Below are 15,765 nucleotides of genomic sequence, written 5' to 3' on the forward strand. Positions count from 1 at the left end.
ATCTCTGTGTATTTCTGCAGACTGCCTCTGCACGAATTTCCGTTGTTGCCCGCTGGGGCCGCTGGAATACTCCAGAACGACCGATGTGGCTCACATCACTGTGGCAGGCACCGGCCCCTTGCCGTCGAGACGACGGCCGAGCAATGACGTGAAGGGACATCCACGATGAACGTGAGCAGCCAAGGCCGAGCGGACCGGGGGACCTCCGGACTGCGCAAAGTGGTGGCGGCCTCGATGGCGGGGACCGTTGTCGAATGGTACGAATTCTTCCTCTACGCCACGGCGGCGAGCCTGGTCTTCGGGAAGATGTTCTTCCCGAACGCGCACACCGAGCTCGACGGCATCATGGACGCCTTCATGACCTACGCCGTGGGCTTCGTCGCCAGGCCGCTGGGCGGGATCGTCTTCGGGCACTTCGGCGACAAGTTCGGTCGCAAGAACCTCCTGCAGCTGAGCATCATCCTGGTCGGCGCCTCGACGTTCCTCATGGGCTGCCTCCCCGGCTTCGCCCAGGCTGGCTATTGGGCGCCCGCAATGCTCGTGGGCCTGCGGTTCATCCAGGGCTTCGCAGTCGGCGGCGAATGGGGCGGCGCGGTACTCCTCGTCGCCGAGCACTCACCCAACAAGTCCCGCGGATTCTGGGCCTCCTGGCCGCAGTCTGCCGTCCCCATGGGCAACCTCCTGGCAACCGGTGTGCTCCTACTGCTCTCCTCGACCCTGAGCCAGGAGGCCTTCCTCGGCTGGGGCTGGCGGATTGGGTTCTGGCTCTCCGCGGTCATCGTGGTGATCGGCTACTACATCCGCACGAAGGTCAGCGACGCGCCGATCTTCGTCGAGGCCCGCGAGGCCGCCGAATCGAACGCCCACGCAGGCTACGGCGTGGTCGAGGTCTTCAAGCGGTACCCGCGCGGCGTCTTCACCGCCATGGGCCTGCGGTTCGCGGAGAACATCATCTACTACCTCGTCGTGACGTTCTCGATCACGTACCTGAAGGTGGTCGTCCACGCGGACACAGCCAGGATCCTCCTGCTGCTGCTCATCGCGCACGCCATCCACTTCTTCATCGTGCCGCTCGTCGGGAAGCTCTCGGATTCCATCGGCCGCCGGCCCACGTACTTCCTCGGGGCCCTCGCGGGCGCCTCGTGGGGCTTCTTCGCCTTCCCCATGATGGACTCGAAGAATGACCTGCTGATCCTCACCTCCGTCATCCTCGGCCTCGGGTGCCACGCCCTCATGTATGCGAGCCAGCCGGCAATCATGGCGGAGATGTTCCCGACGCGGATGCGGTACTCGGGTGTCTCGCTCGGCTATCAGGTGACCTCGATCGTGGCCGGCTCCCTGGCGCCGATCATCGCCACGGCGCTCCTGGACGCGTACAAGTCCTCGGTGCCGGTCGCCTTGTACCTCCTCGGCGCCTGCGCCGTCACGGCAATTGCCGTGTTCTTCCTCAGGGAGACCAAGGGCATCGACCTGAAGGCGATTGACGACGCCGACGCCGCTCCCCTCGCGCGGGCGGCCTCCACCGGCCAGGACACTGCCCCGGTCCGCTGAAGCACCCCACACGGCGGCGGCCTCCCGGCGGGAGGCGGCCGCCGCCGTCGGCGGACGGGAACACGCCAAGAGGCGTGCAAGGCTCAGGGGAGGAGTTCGCCCTGTCGGCGCTCGACCTCGCCGCGGAGGGCTCCGAGGACAGCCTGCACGCGCGCCGAGCGGAGGGCCTCTGGGCGGGCGGCGACCCAGAACCCGACCACCTGGTCCACCTCGTCGGAGAGCACCTGCACAAACCCCTCCTGCCCGTGAACCATGAAGGCGGGGAGCTTCCCGATCCCAGCATTGTTCCGGACGGCCTCGAGCTGCGCGAAGACGCTCGTGGCCTGGAACGCGGCCGGCTCGTCCGATTGGGTCGTGACCCGAAGACCGAGCTCGGCGATTTGGAGCGCCGACTCGACGTAGGACACGATCGAGTGGCCCCTGAGGTCCTCCAGTCTCTGGGGTGCCGCGTGCCGCTGAAGGTAGCGTGGGCTCGCGTACAGGCGAAGCGCGTAGTCGCACAGGTGGATGGCCTCCGACCGGCCGCGTTCGACGGCGCCGGCCACGACCTCGAGGTCCACGCCGGACCGGTTCTGGCTGGCACGGCGCGTGGCGCTGAGCAGCTCGATGCGTAGCAACGGGTTCCGCCGCTGCAGGTCCGCGAGCGCGGGCGCGGCGAAGTAGGCTCCGAACGCGTCCGACGACGCGATGCGCACGAGCCCCGAAAACCCCTGCTGGCCCTGCTCCGTGCGTGTGGCCAGGACGGCGAGGTCCTTCTCGATCCCCTCCGCCGCCGCGACGGCGGCGCGCCCAAGCTCCGTGAGCTCCCAGCCGTGCGGCGTACGCTCCAGTGTGCGCCCGCCGAGGCTCTTGTCGAGGGCGAGGATCCTGCGGGAGACGGTCGTGTGCGTGGTCCCGAGCGCCTCTGCGACCGCCGTGAACCTGCCCAGGCGGGCCACGGTGAGCAAGATCAGGAGGTCGTCCGGGCTCGGGAGCCTCTTGGTATCCATCGCATCCCTTCGTGCATTCGTGCACATGTTATCTGCCAATTCTGTTCTTGTTTGCACTTTAGCAAGTGTGTGATCGTGGTCATACCCGGTCGTTGAGCGCCGGGGAAACAGCGAGAGCAAAGGGCTTGTGACATGGCTGTCATCGCATGGATCGGACTGGGCCACATGGGTGGCCCCATGACGGCGAACCTCGTCAAGGCCGGGCACATCGTCCGCGGCTACGACCTCAGCAGCGAGGCGCTCGCCGCGGCGGAGGCGAACGGGGTCCGGCCGGCCGCGAGCATCGCCGAGGCCGTCTCGGGCGCCGACGCCGTCTTCACCATGCTCCCAAAGGGCCAGCACGTTCGCTCGGTCTACCTGGGCGAGGGAGGAATCCTCGAATCGGCCTCGACCGGCACCCTCCTGATCGACTCCTCCACCATTGACATCGAGTCCGCCGGTACCGTGCACGAGGCGGCCGCAGCGGCTGGCTTCCGGTTCGTCGACGCGCCGGTATCCGGCGGCATGAGTGGGGCCGCCGCCGGCACCCTCGCGTTCATGGTCGGCGGCGCCCCCGACGCAGTGGCGGACGCGTCGGTCCTGATCGAGCCGATGAGCGGGAACATCATCGCCACGGGCGGCCCCACCACGGGCCAGGCAGCGAAGATCTGCAACAACCTCATCCTGTTCAACAACCTCGCGTCGACGTGCGAGGGAGCGGTCCTCGCCGACCGCCTCGGGCTCGACAAGGAGGTCTTCTGGAACGTCGCCTCGGTCTCCTCGGGCGACAGCTGGGCCCTCAGGACCTGGTACCCGCTGGCCGGCGTCGTGCCGACAGCCGCGTCCAACCGCGACTTCTCGCCCACTTTCACCACCGAGCTCGCGAATAAGGACATCGGCCTGGCCCTCGACGCTGCCCGTGCCACGGGCACCCCGCTGGTGCTCGCCGAGCAGGTGCAGGCCCAGTTCGAGCGGCTCATCGAGCTCGGCCTCGGCGGGCTGGACTGCTCGAAGATCGTCGCCTTCGTTGACGGCTCGCTTGCGGACGACGCCGCCCGCGCGGCCGCCGTCTAATCCCCACCACACGCCGGAGAGGCACACCGAGATGACACCCCAGACCCCCACCCCTGTGCGCGTCGACATGGACCGACTGCAATGGATCGACGGCGCCGAGACCGCCGCTGCCGAGGGCGAATGGCGCGACGTCCACACTCCCGCGCGGCGGGGCGAGGTCATCGCCCGCGTCCCGGCGAGCGGGCCCGCCGATGTCGAACGTGCCGTCGCCGCGGCCCGCGCCGCCTTCCCCGCCTGGCGGGCGCAGCACTTCACCGCCCGCAGCCGCGCGCTGCTGGCCATCGCGGACGAGATCGAGGAGCGCGCGGAGGAATTCGCCCTGCTCACCGCCCTGGACACGGGAAACGCCCTCCGCACGCAGGCACGCCCGGAGGTCACAACGCTCATCTCCCTCTTCAGGTACTTCGCTGGGGTGGCCGGGGAAGTGAAGGGGACGACCCTCCCCGCTGGAGACGGGCAGCTCCAGTACACGCGGCTCGAGCCGCTCGGCGTCGTGGCCTGCATTCTGCCGTGGAACTCGCCGCTGATGATCGCGGGGTTCAAGGTGCCAGCGGCGCTCGCGGCCGGGAATACCGTGATCATGAAGGCAGCAGACGATGCGCCCCTGACTATCCTGGCGCTCGCGGAGGTCTGCAACCGGCACGTGCCGCGCGGCGTCGTGAACGCGCTGACCGGGCGCGGTTCGGTGATCGGCGATGCACTCGCCAGGCACCCGGGGGTGGACAAGGTCTCCTTCACCGGGTCGACCGAGGTGGGCCGCGGCGTCGGCGCCCAAGCGGGAGGCAGGCTCGCGCACATGTCCCTCGAGCTGGGCGGGAAGAACCCATCCATCGTCTTCCCGGACGCCTGGCACGCGGACCCCGAGGGCCTGCTCGACGGGCTCCTCAGCGCCTCGCGCTTCACCCGGCAGGGCCAGAGCTGCACCGCCGGGTCCCGGCTGTTCCTTCACCAGGACATCCACGACGAGGTCCTCGGCGCGCTGACCGCGCGGCTGGAGTCACTCGTGGTCGGCGACCCGCTCGACGAGGCGACGGACATGGGCGCGGTGATCAACGCCAAGCAGCACGGCCAGATCACCTCCTTCCTCGAGGAGGGCAACGCGACTCCCGGCATGGAGGCCGTCCTCGGCGGCTCCGCCCCCACCGCCCCTGCCCTCCTCGAAGGGTTCTACCACCTGCCCACCGTCTTCTCGGGAGCGCGGAACGACTTCCGGCTCGCGCAGGAGGAGATTTTCGGGCCCGTCCTCGTTGCCATCCCATGGAGGGACACCGATGAGGTGATCCGCATGGCCAATGACACGCACTTCGGCCTCGCCGCGTACGTGTGGAGCCACGACCTCGACGCCGCACTGTCCACCGCGCACCGCGTCGAGGCCGGCTGGGTTCAGGTGAACCAGGGCGGCGGCCAGATCGTGGGCCAGTCCTACGGCGGGTACAAGCAGAGCGGCATCGGCCGTGAAGTCTCGCTGGAGGGGATGCTCGCGGGCTTCACCCAGACCAAGCAGGTCAACGTCCGCCTCGGCAGCATGGGAGGCATCCGATGAGCGCCGCCCCCGAGAGGGCACTTCCCCTCAGCGACATCCGCATCGTCGACCTGAGCCGGGCGCTCGCCGGACCATATGCCACGGCACTGCTCGCGGACCTCGGAGCGGAGATCATCAAGGTCGAGGGAATCTCGGGAGGCGACTCGTCCCGGGCCTGGCCCCCGTTCGACGGAGAGCACAGCCTCTACTTCGACTCGACCAACCGTGGGAAGTCATCGATCGCCGTCGACTTCTACTCGCCCGAGGGCCGCGACCTACTGTGGAAGCTCGCGATGAGCGCCGACGCGCTCGTGGAGAACTTCCGGCCCGGCGTGATGGCCAAGATGGGCCTTGACCCGGACGCCCTGCGCGAGGCGAACCCGGGGCTCGTGATCGCCTCAGTCACCGGCTTCGGCGCCACCGGGCCCCTCGCCAACGCCGCAGGGTTGGACCAGGTGGCGCAGGGCATGAGCGGACTCATGTCCGTCACCGGCGCGGACCCCGATCACGTGTTCCGGGTCGGCGTTCCCATCATCGACATGGTCTCCGGGATCTACACCGCGCTCGGAGTGGCGGCGGCCCTCGCGGGCCGGTCCCGTACGGGCGCCGGCGCGGAGGTGTCGACCTCGCTGCTCGAGGCCGGGCTCTCGCTGGCGACATTCCAAGGGCAGCGGTTCCTCAGCACCGGGGAGGTGCCGGTTCCGCAGGGCAACAGCCACCCCGTCCTGTCCCCCTACGGCGTCTTCCGCACCGCGGACATTCCGGTGATCATCGCCGTCGGCAATGAGAAGCAGTGGCGCCAGCTCTGCGCACTCCTCGGCGACCCCGGGCTGGCAGACCACCCGGACTACGCGGACGGCAGCCTCCGCAGGGCCAATCGCGACGCACTCACGGCCGCGCTCGAGTCGCGCCTGAAGACCCAGGCCGGGGAGCACTGGCTGACAGCCCTGCGGTCCGCGGCCATCCCCGCCGGCCCGATCTTCACCTACGAACAGGCATTCGACGACGCCCAGGTGCGCTCGCTCGGGATGGTCACCACCGTTCAGCGCAGCGATGGGACCGACCTGCCGCTCCTGCGCGGCCCGCTCTCGGTGGACAGGCAGCGGCCGGCGATCCGCAAGGCGCCTCCCGCCCTGGGCGAGGATACCCAGGACGTCCTCGTGGGGCTCGGGCTCGGCGAAGAGGCCATCGCTGCACTCGTCGAGGCCGGTGCGGTCGCCGTGCCAGTGCGCGTCGGGGCGAGCGCATGACCACCCAGGCCGCTCCCATAGGGGCTGGCCCCGGGATTCGGCCCTCCGGCGAGGGCTCGCTCCGGGTCGAGGCTGCGGGGGCAGTCGCGGTGATCACCATCGACAACCCGGCGAAGCGCAACGCCCTGACGCAGGAGATGTGGAGGCAGTTCGGCCCGATCCTGGAGCAGCTGGACACCGATGACCGGGTCAAGGTCGTGGTGTTCCGTGGCGCGGGGCGAACGTTCTCGGCGGGTGCGGACATCTCCGCGCTCGAGCGCATCCTGCACGATCCCTCGACCGGGCAGCGCGACGGCGGGGACATCACCCGGGCGGAGGAGGCGATCGCGGCCTTCCGCAAGCCCACGATCGCGGCCATCGAGGGCTACTGCGTGGGCGGTGCGTGGCAGATCGCCGGCGCGTGCGACATCCGCGTGGCCGCGGAGGGGGCCGTATTCGGCGTCACCCCGAGCAAGATCGGCATCGTCTATCCGCTCTCTGGCATCGAGCGGCTCGTCCGCCTCGTGGGGCCCGCCACGGCAAAGTACCTGCTGTTCAGCGGGGACTTCGTCGAGGCGGTCGACGCCGCACGCCTAGGAATGGCCTCCTGGGTTGCGCCCGACGACGGCTTCTGGGCCGAGGTGCACGACTTCGCGGAGCGCATCGCGAGCAGGTCGCAGTTCTCCGTGCAGGCGCACAAGGACCTCGTGGACACCATCAGCGCTGGCGGAGATGTGGCCGGCCGGAGCGGATTCTGGCAGGAGCAGATGGCGGCGGGCCCGGACTCCGCCATCGGCATCCGCGCCTTCCTCGCCAAGGAGCGGCCAGCCTTCACGTGGGCGGCGCCCGTCGAAGGGTGACCCCGGGAAAGGTGAGCGCACGACGCCGGGTGGGAACCCGGCGTCGTGCGCTCACCTCGTTGAGGACTTCGTCGAGGCAGAGGCGGCCCCTCAGTGGGCGAGCGCGGGCTCCGCCAGCGCGGCCTTCTCCGACTCAGTGGGGATGTGGCCCGCCTCGAGCTCGGTGCGGAGCTTCTCCGCGTCGAGGGCACCCTCCCACTTGGCAATGGCGATGCAGGAGACGATGTTGCAGACGGTGCTGGTCAGGGCGCGGGCCTCGCTCATGAACCGGTCGATCCCCACGATGAGGGCCACACCCGCTACGGGGAGCGTGGGCATGACGGTCAGCGTGGCCACGAGGGCCACGAAGCCGCTGCCCGTGACCCCGGCGGCGCCCTTGGAGGTCAGCAGCATCATGCCGAGCATGAGCAGGATCTGGTCCCAGCTCAGGTGGATGTCGCAGGCCTGGGCGATGAACATCGAGGCGAGCGTCAGGTACACGGCGGTGCCGGTGAGGTTGAAGGAGTAGCCGGTGGGGACCACCAGGCCCACGACGCCGCGCTCGCACCCTACGCGTTCGAGCTTGGAGAGCAGGCGGGGCAGCACCGGCTCGCTCGAGGACGTGGCGAGGACGATGAGGAACTCGTCCTTGAAGTAGCGCAGGAGCTGCCAGAGGCTGAAGCCGGTGACCTTGGCAAGAATGCCCAGGCCGATGACCACGAAGGCGATGCAGGCCGCGTAGAAGGCCAGGATGAGCATGCCGAGGTTGCCGATGGAGTGGGCTCCGTACTTGCCCACGGTGAACGCCATGGCGCCGAACGCCCCGATCGGGGCGACCTTCATGATGTAGCCGAAGACGACGAAGAGCAGCTTGTTGAAGCTGTTGATGACGTCGAGGGCCAGCTTCCCGGGGGCACCGAGCCTGGTGAAGGCGAAGCCGCACAGGAGCGCGATCAGGAGTACGGGCAGGACCTCGCCGTTGGCGAAGGCCCCGACGAAGGTGGTAGGGATCAGGCTCAGGAGGAAGTCCGCGGGAGTGTTGTTGTGGATCTGGCTCGTGTATTTAGCCGCGATGCCGTTGTCCAGGTGGGCGGGGTCGATATGCATCCCGGTCCCGGGCTGGAAGAGCATGACCGCGGCGAGGCCGAGGGCGAGGGCCAGCACCGTGAGCGTGTAGAAGAGCCCGAGCGAGCGCAGCAGCGTGGGACCGACCTTCTTGGTGTCCGTCAGGGAGGTGATGCCGCTGACGATCGTGCAGAAGACGATGGGGGCGATGAGGAACTTCACCAGCTTGACGAAGCCGTCTCCGAGAGGCTGGAGTGAGGCGCCGAGGTCGGGCCAGAGCGCGCCGACGAGGATGCCGAGTGCAACACCGATGAGGACTTGGACATAGAGGTGCCCGAGGATGGCCTTGATCTTCATTGAACAACTTCCTGGGTGATGAGCGGCCCCACCATGATGACAGAGCCGGACTTGATGGGGCTAGGCCGCCTGGGCGGCGGGGTGTGCGACGTCGATGTCGGCGACGGCGAGGTGGCGGGCGGCACGGTGGAGTGCGACTTCCTCGATCTCGCCTGCGCTGGACATGACGATCTCGGTCGTGACGACTCCGGCCGGCGTGCCGATGCGCAGGAGCCGTGTCCTTCCCGAGGCCTGCGCGGCCGAGAGGGCCTTGGCCACGACGGATCCCGGCAGCGCGGCAGCGACCGAGATGGCGACTGCGGAGGTCAGGCCGATCGCCGGATGCGGGGCGAGCATCGAGAGCATGCGCACCCGGAGGTCGTGGCTCTCGGCGGAGATGCGTGTTCCATCGGCGGCCCTGTAGTCCGCTGGGGACGCGACGACGCCGACCTTCGGAACTGCGTGCTGGGGCGGGTCTTCGGGACTCCTCAGTCCCATCACCAGGCCGGCGGAGCCGCGGATGGCGATGAGTTGGCCGAGGTGCTCGGCGAGGTCCCCGGTCATCGACGAGAGGTCGATACCCAGTTCCTCGGCACTGACGAAGGCCGCGGGCGCCCCGGCGTCGACGAGGGTCGCTGTGATCGGGGTCCCGGTGACGGCGAGTTCCATGGCCGGGGTCCCGGCCGGCAGGACTGCCCCCGTCGTCTGCCCCCATGGAGCGTGGAAGGACAGGCTCACGGGCACACCGAGTGCCCTGCTTCCGGGGACGGCGGCGTTTCCCGACGTCGGAATTCGGCCGCCGGGGGTCGGGATCGTGCCGCTGAGCATGGCGCCGGTGTTCACGTTGCGCATGCTGACGCGCGTGTTGCCGTCACCTGCCGGGACAAGCCCCGTCTGGACTGCGTAGAGGGCGATCGCGGTGGCGCAGTTGCCGCAGTTGGAGCCGAGCTCCACGCTCGAGTCGCCGATGCCGACTTGGGCGAACAGGTACTCGAGGTCCGCCGGCCCTCCGGGGGTGGGCCGGACGACGGCTGCCTTGGAGGTGGTCGAGGTGCCGCCACCGACGCCGTCGAGCTGCCGCGCGTCGGCAGCACCGAAGGCGTCCGCCAGGAGGCCTTGGATGCCTTCGGGACTGGTTGCGTGCCTCGCCACGTCGTCGGCGTCGAAGAGCCAGCACTTGCTCGTGCCGCCTCGGTACCAGTGCCCGCGGAGTCGCATGGCCTCTCTCTTTCAGATCGTGGGGTGCCGTGCCTCACAGCACCTGCTCCCTCTACGATCCGGGTTTCAAGGTTTCAGCACAATCTCGGAAATTTTGACGAGTATCTAGTTCTGCTAAAGTCGGATGCATGCCCCGCCTCGACCTGCACCGGCTCCATGTGCTCCGCGAAGTGGCACGGTCCGGCTCCCTGACATCGGCCGCGGCGGCCCTTTCCTTCACGACCTCGGCGGTCTCCCAGCAGATCTCGAAGCTCGAGCACGAGGTGGGAGTCGCCCTTGTCGAGCGGCATCCCCGTGGCGTGGCTCTGACCGACGCCGGTGCCGCGTTGCTGGGCTATGCGGACAACATCGACAGGACCATCGGCGCCGCCCTCGCCGAGATGGACGAGTTCGCGGGGCTCCGGCGCGGGCAACTGCGCATCGGAACCTTTCCGACCGTGGGCGCCTCCCTCATGCCGGATGTCGTGCGCGCGTTCCGAGCGCAGTACCCGGACATCGCTGTCAGCGTGGTCAGCGCGCGGCGCGACGGCCTCCTCGAACACCTACGCCGGAGGGACATCGAGCTCACGCTGCTGTGGGACTACCCCTGGCAGCAGATCCAGGACGATGAGCTGGCCCTCATCCCGCTCATGAAGGACCCCACCACCCTGCTCGTACCCCGCGAGCACGCGGTCGCAGGGCGCCGGTCGGTGCGGATCGAGGCCCTGCGGAACGAGGAGTGGATCGTGCGCGACGAGCATCCCGTCGCCGATGTCCTGCGCCGGGTCTGCCGCGAGACCGGCTTCGAGCCGAGGATCGCCTTCGCCGCGAACGACTACCAGGAGACGCAGGGCATGGTGGCGGCCGGGATCGGCATCGCGCTGGCGCCGCGCCTTGCCCTGAGCGCCCTGCGTCCCGATGTCGTTGCCGTGCCGCTGGCCGGGGGGCCGGCGCGACGCATCCTCCTCGCCCATCTGGCCGGCCGCAGGCTCAGTCCCGCCGGAGAACAGTCTGTGGCGGTGTTCCGCTCAACGGCTCGGCAGGCGCTCGCCGGCGCCTGACGCGCGGCTGCCCTAATCGGCGCTTCCCGGCGCCGCGACGGCGGCCCGGATTGTCTCCGGCCACGGCGCCGAGGCCTCGCTGTCCTTGGGCACATGCACGGTCACGAACCGGCCCGCCGCCGCAAGGCGACGCTCCACGCGGCCGGAGGGCCCGCCGTCGTGCGCTTCACCCCACACCTGGAAGCGGAACGTCATCGAGGAGCGTCCCACCGCCTCCAATTCGAGTACCGTCGTCGCCTCCTGCCCAAAGTAGAGCTTCGCGAGGTAGTCCACCTCCTGGCGAACCCGCGGCGCCGCCCCGAAGTACTCCTCGAGCACGCCCAGGCGCCGGAACAGCCGCGCCTCCGCGGCCTCGACGCTGCGCAGCACGAACGAGTTGTGGTGGTGCCCCGCCGCATCGGTGTCGACCCACTCGACGGTTCGAGTGACCTCTTCACGCACGACGGCGGTGCTCGCCTCGGTCACGGAATCCTCCTTGGTAGCGGGGTTGGGTCAACTTTAGAGGAGCCACACCCCGCCGGACGGAAGGATCTGGCCCCTCAATGGTTGGGCAGTGGCCACTCGGTGCGGCAACTCCTGACAACCCTAGTGCTGGGCGGCGCCCTCGAGGCCGGGGGCGAACCCGAGGCGGCTGCGGAGCTGGGAGAGCTGGGCGTAAGCCGCGTCCCGGTAGGCCAGGAGGGCCTCGAGCTCGTCCCCCCCGATGTCCAGCACTCCCCCGCCGGTCTTGACGCCGAGGTTGCCGGCGGCCACGGCGTCCGCGACCATGCGAGGCGCGGAGAACCTCTCCCCGTAGGCCCGCTCCAGCGTCCGGTAGGCGGACTCGTAGACGTCGAGCCCGGCCATGTCGCCGATCGCGAAGGGGCCGAACAGGGCGAGGCGGAAGCCGAAGGTGTTGCTGACAACAGTGTCGATCTCCTCCGGGCGGGCCGTGCCCTCCTCCACCATGCGCGCGGCTTCCTTGTAGAGGGCGAACTGGAGCCGGTTCGCCACGAAGCCGGGGGTGTCCGCGACTCTGGCCGTCCGCTTGCCGAGCCCGCCGATGAGATCCTCCGCCGCCGTCAGCACCGCGTCCGGGGTCTGCGGCCCGGGGATGATCTCCACTCCCGGGATGAAGGGCGCCGGGTTCATCCAGTGGACGCCCAGGAAGCGTTCCGGGCGTGTGACAGACGCGGCGAGCTCACCGATCGGCAGAGCCGAGGTGTTGCTGCCGATGATGGACCCCTCCGGCGCCGCCGCCGAGATGCGGCCGAGGACCTCAGACTTCACCTCGGCGATTTCCGGCACCGCCTCGGTGATGTAGTCAGCGCTGGCGACAGCGTCTTCGACGCTCCGGGCCGCGTGGAGGTTCGCCGCCACAGTCTGTCCGGCGCCCGCGGGCATGAGCCCCTCATCCTCGAAGCGCTGCGCCTGCTCCGTGAGGCGGCTCCGCGACCGCTCCGCAGCCTCGGCGTCAACGTCGGCGAGCAACACGTGGTGCCCGTGCAGCGCCAGGACCTGGGCGATCCCGCCGCCCATGTAGCCGGCGCCGACGACGGCGGCCGCCGCTTTGTCGCTGACAGACTGCTGCTGCATGCTTGTCATCTCTTCCTCCTGTGCTGGCCCTCTGGCTGCTGGCCCTACGGCATCAGCGGATGGTGTAGCCGCCGTCCACGGTCAGCGTGTGGCCGGTGATGAGCCCTGCGGCGTCACTGAGCAGGAAGCACACCGCCCCGGCGATGTCCTGGGGTTCGCCGAAGCGGCCCACGGGAATGCGCGAGAGCAGTTCCTCCGCCCAGTCCTTGCGGCTGAGCGTTGATTCCGTCAGCTCGGTCCGCACGAAGGTCGGGGCCACCGCGTTGACCCTGATGCCAGCCGACGCCCATTCCAGGGCGAGGACCTTGGAGAGGTGGATCAGCCCGGCCTTGCTGGTTCCATAGGCCGCGCGCTCCTCGATCGCCACGATGCCCGCCTGCGAGGCCACGTTCACGATCGAGCCCTTGGTGCCGTCCGCGAGCCAGTGCTTCGCCACCGCCGTCGACAGGAAGAAGCTCCCCGTCAGGTTGGTGGTGAAGACGGCGTCCCAGTCGGCGCGTGTCACCTCGACTGCTGGCTTGGGGATGTTGATGCCCGAGTTGTTGACCAGGAGCTGGATGCCCCCGCTGGCGGACATCAGCTCGTCAACGAAGTCTCCGAGTCCGTCCGTCTCCGTCAGCTCCAGCTGCAGCGGCGGAGTCCCGTACCGCTGGCCGATCTTCCGGGCGGTCGCAGGGTCACGGCTCGTGCCGTAGACAGTCGCGCCGAGCTCGGCAACGCCATCCGCGATGGCCTTGCCGAGCCCACGGCCCGCTCCGGTGACGAGCGCGCTCTTGCCGTCGAGGCGAAAGCTCTCCATCGGCTAGTCGGTGAAGTTGTGGTCCGACCAGGGCAGGGCCTGGCCGCGGTATCTGGCGACCCGGACATCACCGGAACGGGCGTGGCCCTCGAAGAGCTCCACGCGGGCGGCGCGACCGCACAGCTCTCCGAAGAAGGCGCTGGACTCCTTGTCCGTGACCTCCTGGTAGGTGACGGTGCGGAGGTACTTCCCGACCCACAGGCCGCCGGTGTACCGGGCGGCACCGCGTGTGGGGAGGACGTGGTTCGTGCCGATCACCTTGTCCCCGTAGGAGACGCAGGTGCCTTCGCCCAGGAACAGGGCACCGTAGTTGTGCATCTTCTCCAGGGCCTCGCGGGGCTCTGCGGTGAGGATCTGGACGTGCTCGTAGGCGTACTCATCGGCGAGGGTGTACGCATCGTCGAGGGTCTCGACGACGTGCACCGCACCCCAGTCGCGCCAGGCGGCCTCGGCGTAGTCGCGCGTCGGCATGCCGGGGAGGATCTCCTCGATGTGCTGCATCGCCTTCTGGGCCACGTCCTCACTCGTGGTGATCAGCACCGCCGGGGAGTCCGGACCGTGCTCGGCCTGAGAGAGCAGGTCCACTGCGACGACGAACGGGTCGGCGTGCTCGTCGGCGACGATGAGCACCTCGGTGGGGCCGGCGAACAGGTCGATGCCAACCTCGCCGAAGAGCTGGCGCTTGGCCTCGGCCACGAACGCGTTGCCCGGGCCGGCGAGCATGTTCACGGGGGCGATCGTCTCAGTGCCGAGTGCCAGCGCCCCGACGGCCTGGATTCCGCCGAGGAGGTAGATCTCATCGGCACCGGCAAGGTGCATGGCGGCGATGGTGGCGTCCGGCACCTCCCCGCGAATGAGCGGGGTGCAGGCCGCGACGCGCTCGACGCCCGCGACCTTCGCGGTCACGATCGTCATGTGCGCGCTGGCGAGGAGGGGGTACTTCCCACCGGGAATGTAGGCGCCGGCCGCCCGGACTGGGACGTTCTTCTGGCCCAGCTTGACTCCGGGCAGCGTCTCGATCTCGAAGTCGGACAGGGATTCGAGCTGCTTCTGCGCCATCCTGCGGACCTGCTCCTGCACGAAGGTGATGTCATCGATCACCTGCTGGGGAACGCGGGCCATGATTTCCGCCAGCTGCTCCTCCGAGAGCCGGAAGGACTCGGGGGAGTACTTGTCGAACTTCTCCGAGTACTCCCGCACGGCAGCGTCGCCGCGGTCGCGGATGTCCTGGAGGACGGCCTCGACCGTCGCGCGGACCTCAGGGGTGCTGCCAAGGGAGACGTTGTCCTTCGCGGGGCGCTTCAGCAGGATCGAGGAGACGGCTGAACCGCCGGTTTCCTGAACAGTCATGGGGTTGGACCTTTCCATCGTCGTCGATGGGCCTCTGGTGAGCACCCTTGCCCGAAGGCTTGCTATCAATCGACTGTATACGTATACATTGCGTGGTGCAAGAGATTGATCTGAGGAATGAATACGTATACATTCTGAGGATGGCAGCAGTGGGAAGAAGCGGAGGCCTGCAGTGGTGACAAGCCGCGACGTCGCGAAACTCGCCGGCGTCTCCCAGGCCACCGTCTCGCGCCTCATCTCATCGCCGTCGAAACTGGCGCCGTCAACGATGGCCAAGGTCCGGGCCGCCATGGAGGAGCTCGGCTACGTGCCGCATCTGGGCGCCCAGTCGATGAAGACGCGGCGCAGCAACACGGTCGGCGTCGTGGTGGCTGAACTGACCAACCCCTTCTACTCCGAGGTGCTGGACCAGCTCAGTCGCGAGCTGGACAGGGCTGGCCTACGGGTGGTCATCTGGAACGCGGGCGGAGGCAGCCACGTCGATGCGCTCAAGGCCATCAGCGAGCACGCCGTGGATGGAGTCATCTTCACGACCGCGACGGAGGACTCGCTAGAGCTGCGGGCGGCGATCGAGAAGGGCAGCCCCATCGTCCTCATCAACCGCTCCGTCGAGGGCCTCGAGTGCGACCAGGTCACGAGCGACAACGTCAGCGGAGGCGTGACCGTCGCCGACTACCTGGTGCGGCACGGACGGCAGCGGGTGGCCTTCATCGGGGGCACTGAGAACGCCAAGACGTCGCGGGATCGCGCGCAGGGGTTCCTCGGAAGGATGGCGGAGCTCGGCCACCCCGTCCCCGAGCACTGCCGGTTCACCGGCAACTTCGACCACGGTCTCAGCGCCCAGATCATGGAGCGCGTGCTCGCCCGGGGTGACAGCCCCGAGGCCGTGTTCTGCGCCAACGACTTCATGGCGTTCGGCGTCCTCGATGCCCTCCGCCGGGCCGGCCGCACGAGCTGCGACTGCTGGGTGATCGGCTACGACGACGTCGACATGGCCGCCTGGGCCTCCTTCAGCCTGACCACGGTGCGGCAGCCCAGCCGCGCGATGGCCAGCGCCGGCGTGCGCCTGCTGGTCGAACGACTGAAATCCCCCAGTGCTCCTGCTCGGAGGGTCGATTTCCCCTCGGAGCTCATCGTCCGGGGCAGCAGCGAGCTGGCCCCGGCGTAGGCGACAGCCGCGTGACTACGCTGGGACTCCG

The 15,765-nt window shown here is 68.9% G+C and carries 14 protein-coding genes; 7 read left to right on the forward strand and 7 right to left on the reverse strand.

Going from position 1 to position 15,765, the window contains the following annotated elements; all coding sequences use genetic code 11:
• The first annotated feature begins 165 nt into the window (after positions 1–165).
• Positions 166–1,551, forward strand: coding sequence for an MFS transporter (locus tag LF262_RS06520; protein WP_235779479.1), 1,386 nt, complete (start codon positions 166–168; stop codon positions 1,549–1,551).
• Positions 1,552–1,634: 83 nt separating this feature from the next.
• On the opposite strand, the gene LF262_RS06525 is transcribed toward LF262_RS06520, so the two are convergent.
• Positions 1,635–2,540, reverse strand: a complete 906-nt coding sequence (locus LF262_RS06525) for a LysR family transcriptional regulator (RefSeq protein WP_235779480.1) — start codon at positions 2,538–2,540, stop codon at positions 1,635–1,637.
• A gap of 132 nt (positions 2,541–2,672) precedes the next feature.
• Here LF262_RS06525 and mmsB point away from each other — a divergent pair, with 132 nt between their 5' ends.
• Genes mmsB through LF262_RS06545 form a run of 4 tightly spaced genes read left to right on the forward strand, consistent with a single transcriptional unit; the run spans position 2,673 to position 7,204 of the window.
• Positions 2,673–3,593: a 3-hydroxyisobutyrate dehydrogenase gene (gene mmsB, locus LF262_RS06530; RefSeq protein WP_235779481.1), complete on the forward strand. Its 921-nt coding sequence runs from the start codon at positions 2,673–2,675 to the stop codon at positions 3,591–3,593.
• Between the two features lie 31 nt (positions 3,594–3,624).
• Positions 3,625–5,136, forward strand: coding sequence for an aldehyde dehydrogenase family protein (locus LF262_RS06535; RefSeq protein WP_235779482.1), 1,512 nt, complete (start codon positions 3,625–3,627; stop codon positions 5,134–5,136).
• The gene (locus tag LF262_RS06540) at positions 5,133–6,365 is read left to right on the forward strand and encodes a CaiB/BaiF CoA transferase family protein (protein ID WP_235779483.1); all 1,233 of its coding nucleotides are present in this window, start codon (positions 5,133–5,135) and stop codon (positions 6,363–6,365) included. Before LF262_RS06535 ends, LF262_RS06540 begins: the two co-directional genes overlap by 4 nt.
• On the forward strand, positions 6,362–7,204 hold the full coding sequence (locus LF262_RS06545; RefSeq protein WP_235779484.1) for an enoyl-CoA hydratase/isomerase family protein: 843 nt from the start codon (positions 6,362–6,364) through the stop codon (positions 7,202–7,204). The genes LF262_RS06540 and LF262_RS06545 overlap by 4 nt, the downstream gene beginning before the upstream one ends.
• A gap of 90 nt (positions 7,205–7,294) precedes the next feature.
• On the opposite strand, the gene dctA is transcribed toward LF262_RS06545, so the two are convergent.
• Positions 7,295–8,605, reverse strand: coding sequence for a C4-dicarboxylate transporter DctA (gene dctA / locus LF262_RS06550; protein ID WP_235779485.1), 1,311 nt, complete (start codon positions 8,603–8,605; stop codon positions 7,295–7,297).
• Positions 8,606–8,665: 60 nt separating this feature from the next.
• Positions 8,666–9,802 (reverse strand): PrpF domain-containing protein, encoded by a 1,137-nt coding sequence (locus LF262_RS06555; protein ID WP_235779486.1) that lies wholly within the window; start codon positions 9,800–9,802, stop codon positions 8,666–8,668.
• Between the two features lie 128 nt (positions 9,803–9,930).
• Between LF262_RS06555 and LF262_RS06560 the strand changes: the two genes are divergently transcribed.
• Positions 9,931–10,842 carry a LysR family transcriptional regulator gene (locus tag LF262_RS06560; protein WP_235779487.1) on the forward strand — a complete coding sequence of 304 codons (912 nt, stop codon included), beginning with the start codon at positions 9,931–9,933 and terminating at the stop codon, positions 10,840–10,842.
• Between the two features lie 12 nt (positions 10,843–10,854).
• On the opposite strand, the gene LF262_RS06565 is transcribed toward LF262_RS06560, so the two are convergent.
• The 4 genes from LF262_RS06565 to hisD form a co-directional block, all read right to left on the reverse strand.
• Complete coding sequence (locus LF262_RS06565; protein ID WP_235779488.1) at positions 10,855–11,307, reverse strand: acyl-CoA thioesterase; 453 nt, start codon at positions 11,305–11,307, stop codon at positions 10,855–10,857.
• 120 nt (positions 11,308–11,427) lie between these two features.
• Complete coding sequence (locus tag LF262_RS06570; protein ID WP_235779489.1) at positions 11,428–12,426, reverse strand: 3-hydroxyacyl-CoA dehydrogenase family protein; 999 nt, start codon at positions 12,424–12,426, stop codon at positions 11,428–11,430.
• A 43-nt stretch (positions 12,427–12,469) separates the two neighbouring features.
• On the reverse strand, positions 12,470–13,216 hold the full coding sequence (locus tag LF262_RS06575; RefSeq protein WP_235779490.1) for an SDR family NAD(P)-dependent oxidoreductase: 747 nt from the start codon (positions 13,214–13,216) through the stop codon (positions 12,470–12,472).
• Between the two features lie 3 nt (positions 13,217–13,219).
• On the reverse strand, positions 13,220–14,566 hold the full coding sequence (gene hisD / locus LF262_RS06580; protein WP_235779491.1) for a histidinol dehydrogenase: 1,347 nt from the start codon (positions 14,564–14,566) through the stop codon (positions 13,220–13,222).
• Between the two features lie 175 nt (positions 14,567–14,741).
• Here hisD and LF262_RS06585 point away from each other — a divergent pair, with 175 nt between their 5' ends.
• Entirely contained in the window at positions 14,742–15,734 is a 993-nt protein-coding gene (locus LF262_RS06585; protein ID WP_235779492.1) for a LacI family DNA-binding transcriptional regulator, read from the forward strand.
• Positions 15,735–15,765: the final 31 nt, after the last annotated feature.

Source organism: Sinomonas notoginsengisoli, assembly GCF_021554725.1.
Lineage (GTDB): Bacteria > Actinomycetota > Actinomycetes > Actinomycetales > Micrococcaceae > Sinomonas > Sinomonas notoginsengisoli.

Coding starts and splice junctions, on each gene's coding strand:
- LF262_RS06520 (WP_235779479.1), top strand. CDS start 166: ATGAACGTGAGCAGCCAAGGCCGAGCGGACCGGGGGACCTCCGGACTG.
- LF262_RS06525 (WP_235779480.1), bottom strand. CDS start 2,540: ATGGATACCAAGAGGCTCCCGAGCCCGGACGACCTCCTGATCTTGCTC.
- mmsB (WP_235779481.1), top strand. CDS start 2,673: ATGGCTGTCATCGCATGGATCGGACTGGGCCACATGGGTGGCCCCATG.
- LF262_RS06535 (WP_235779482.1), top strand. CDS start 3,625: ATGACACCCCAGACCCCCACCCCTGTGCGCGTCGACATGGACCGACTG.
- LF262_RS06540 (WP_235779483.1), top strand. CDS start 5,133: ATGAGCGCCGCCCCCGAGAGGGCACTTCCCCTCAGCGACATCCGCATC.
- LF262_RS06545 (WP_235779484.1), top strand. CDS start 6,362: ATGACCACCCAGGCCGCTCCCATAGGGGCTGGCCCCGGGATTCGGCCC.
- dctA (WP_235779485.1), bottom strand. CDS start 8,605: ATGAAGATCAAGGCCATCCTCGGGCACCTCTATGTCCAAGTCCTCATC.
- LF262_RS06555 (WP_235779486.1), bottom strand. CDS start 9,802: ATGCGACTCCGCGGGCACTGGTACCGAGGCGGCACGAGCAAGTGCTGG.
- LF262_RS06560 (WP_235779487.1), top strand. CDS start 9,931: ATGCCCCGCCTCGACCTGCACCGGCTCCATGTGCTCCGCGAAGTGGCA.
- LF262_RS06570 (WP_235779489.1), bottom strand. CDS start 12,426: ATGACAAGCATGCAGCAGCAGTCTGTCAGCGACAAAGCGGCGGCCGCC.
- LF262_RS06575 (WP_235779490.1), bottom strand. CDS start 13,216: ATGGAGAGCTTTCGCCTCGACGGCAAGAGCGCGCTCGTCACCGGAGCG.
- hisD (WP_235779491.1), bottom strand. CDS start 14,566: ATGACTGTTCAGGAAACCGGCGGTTCAGCCGTCTCCTCGATCCTGCTG.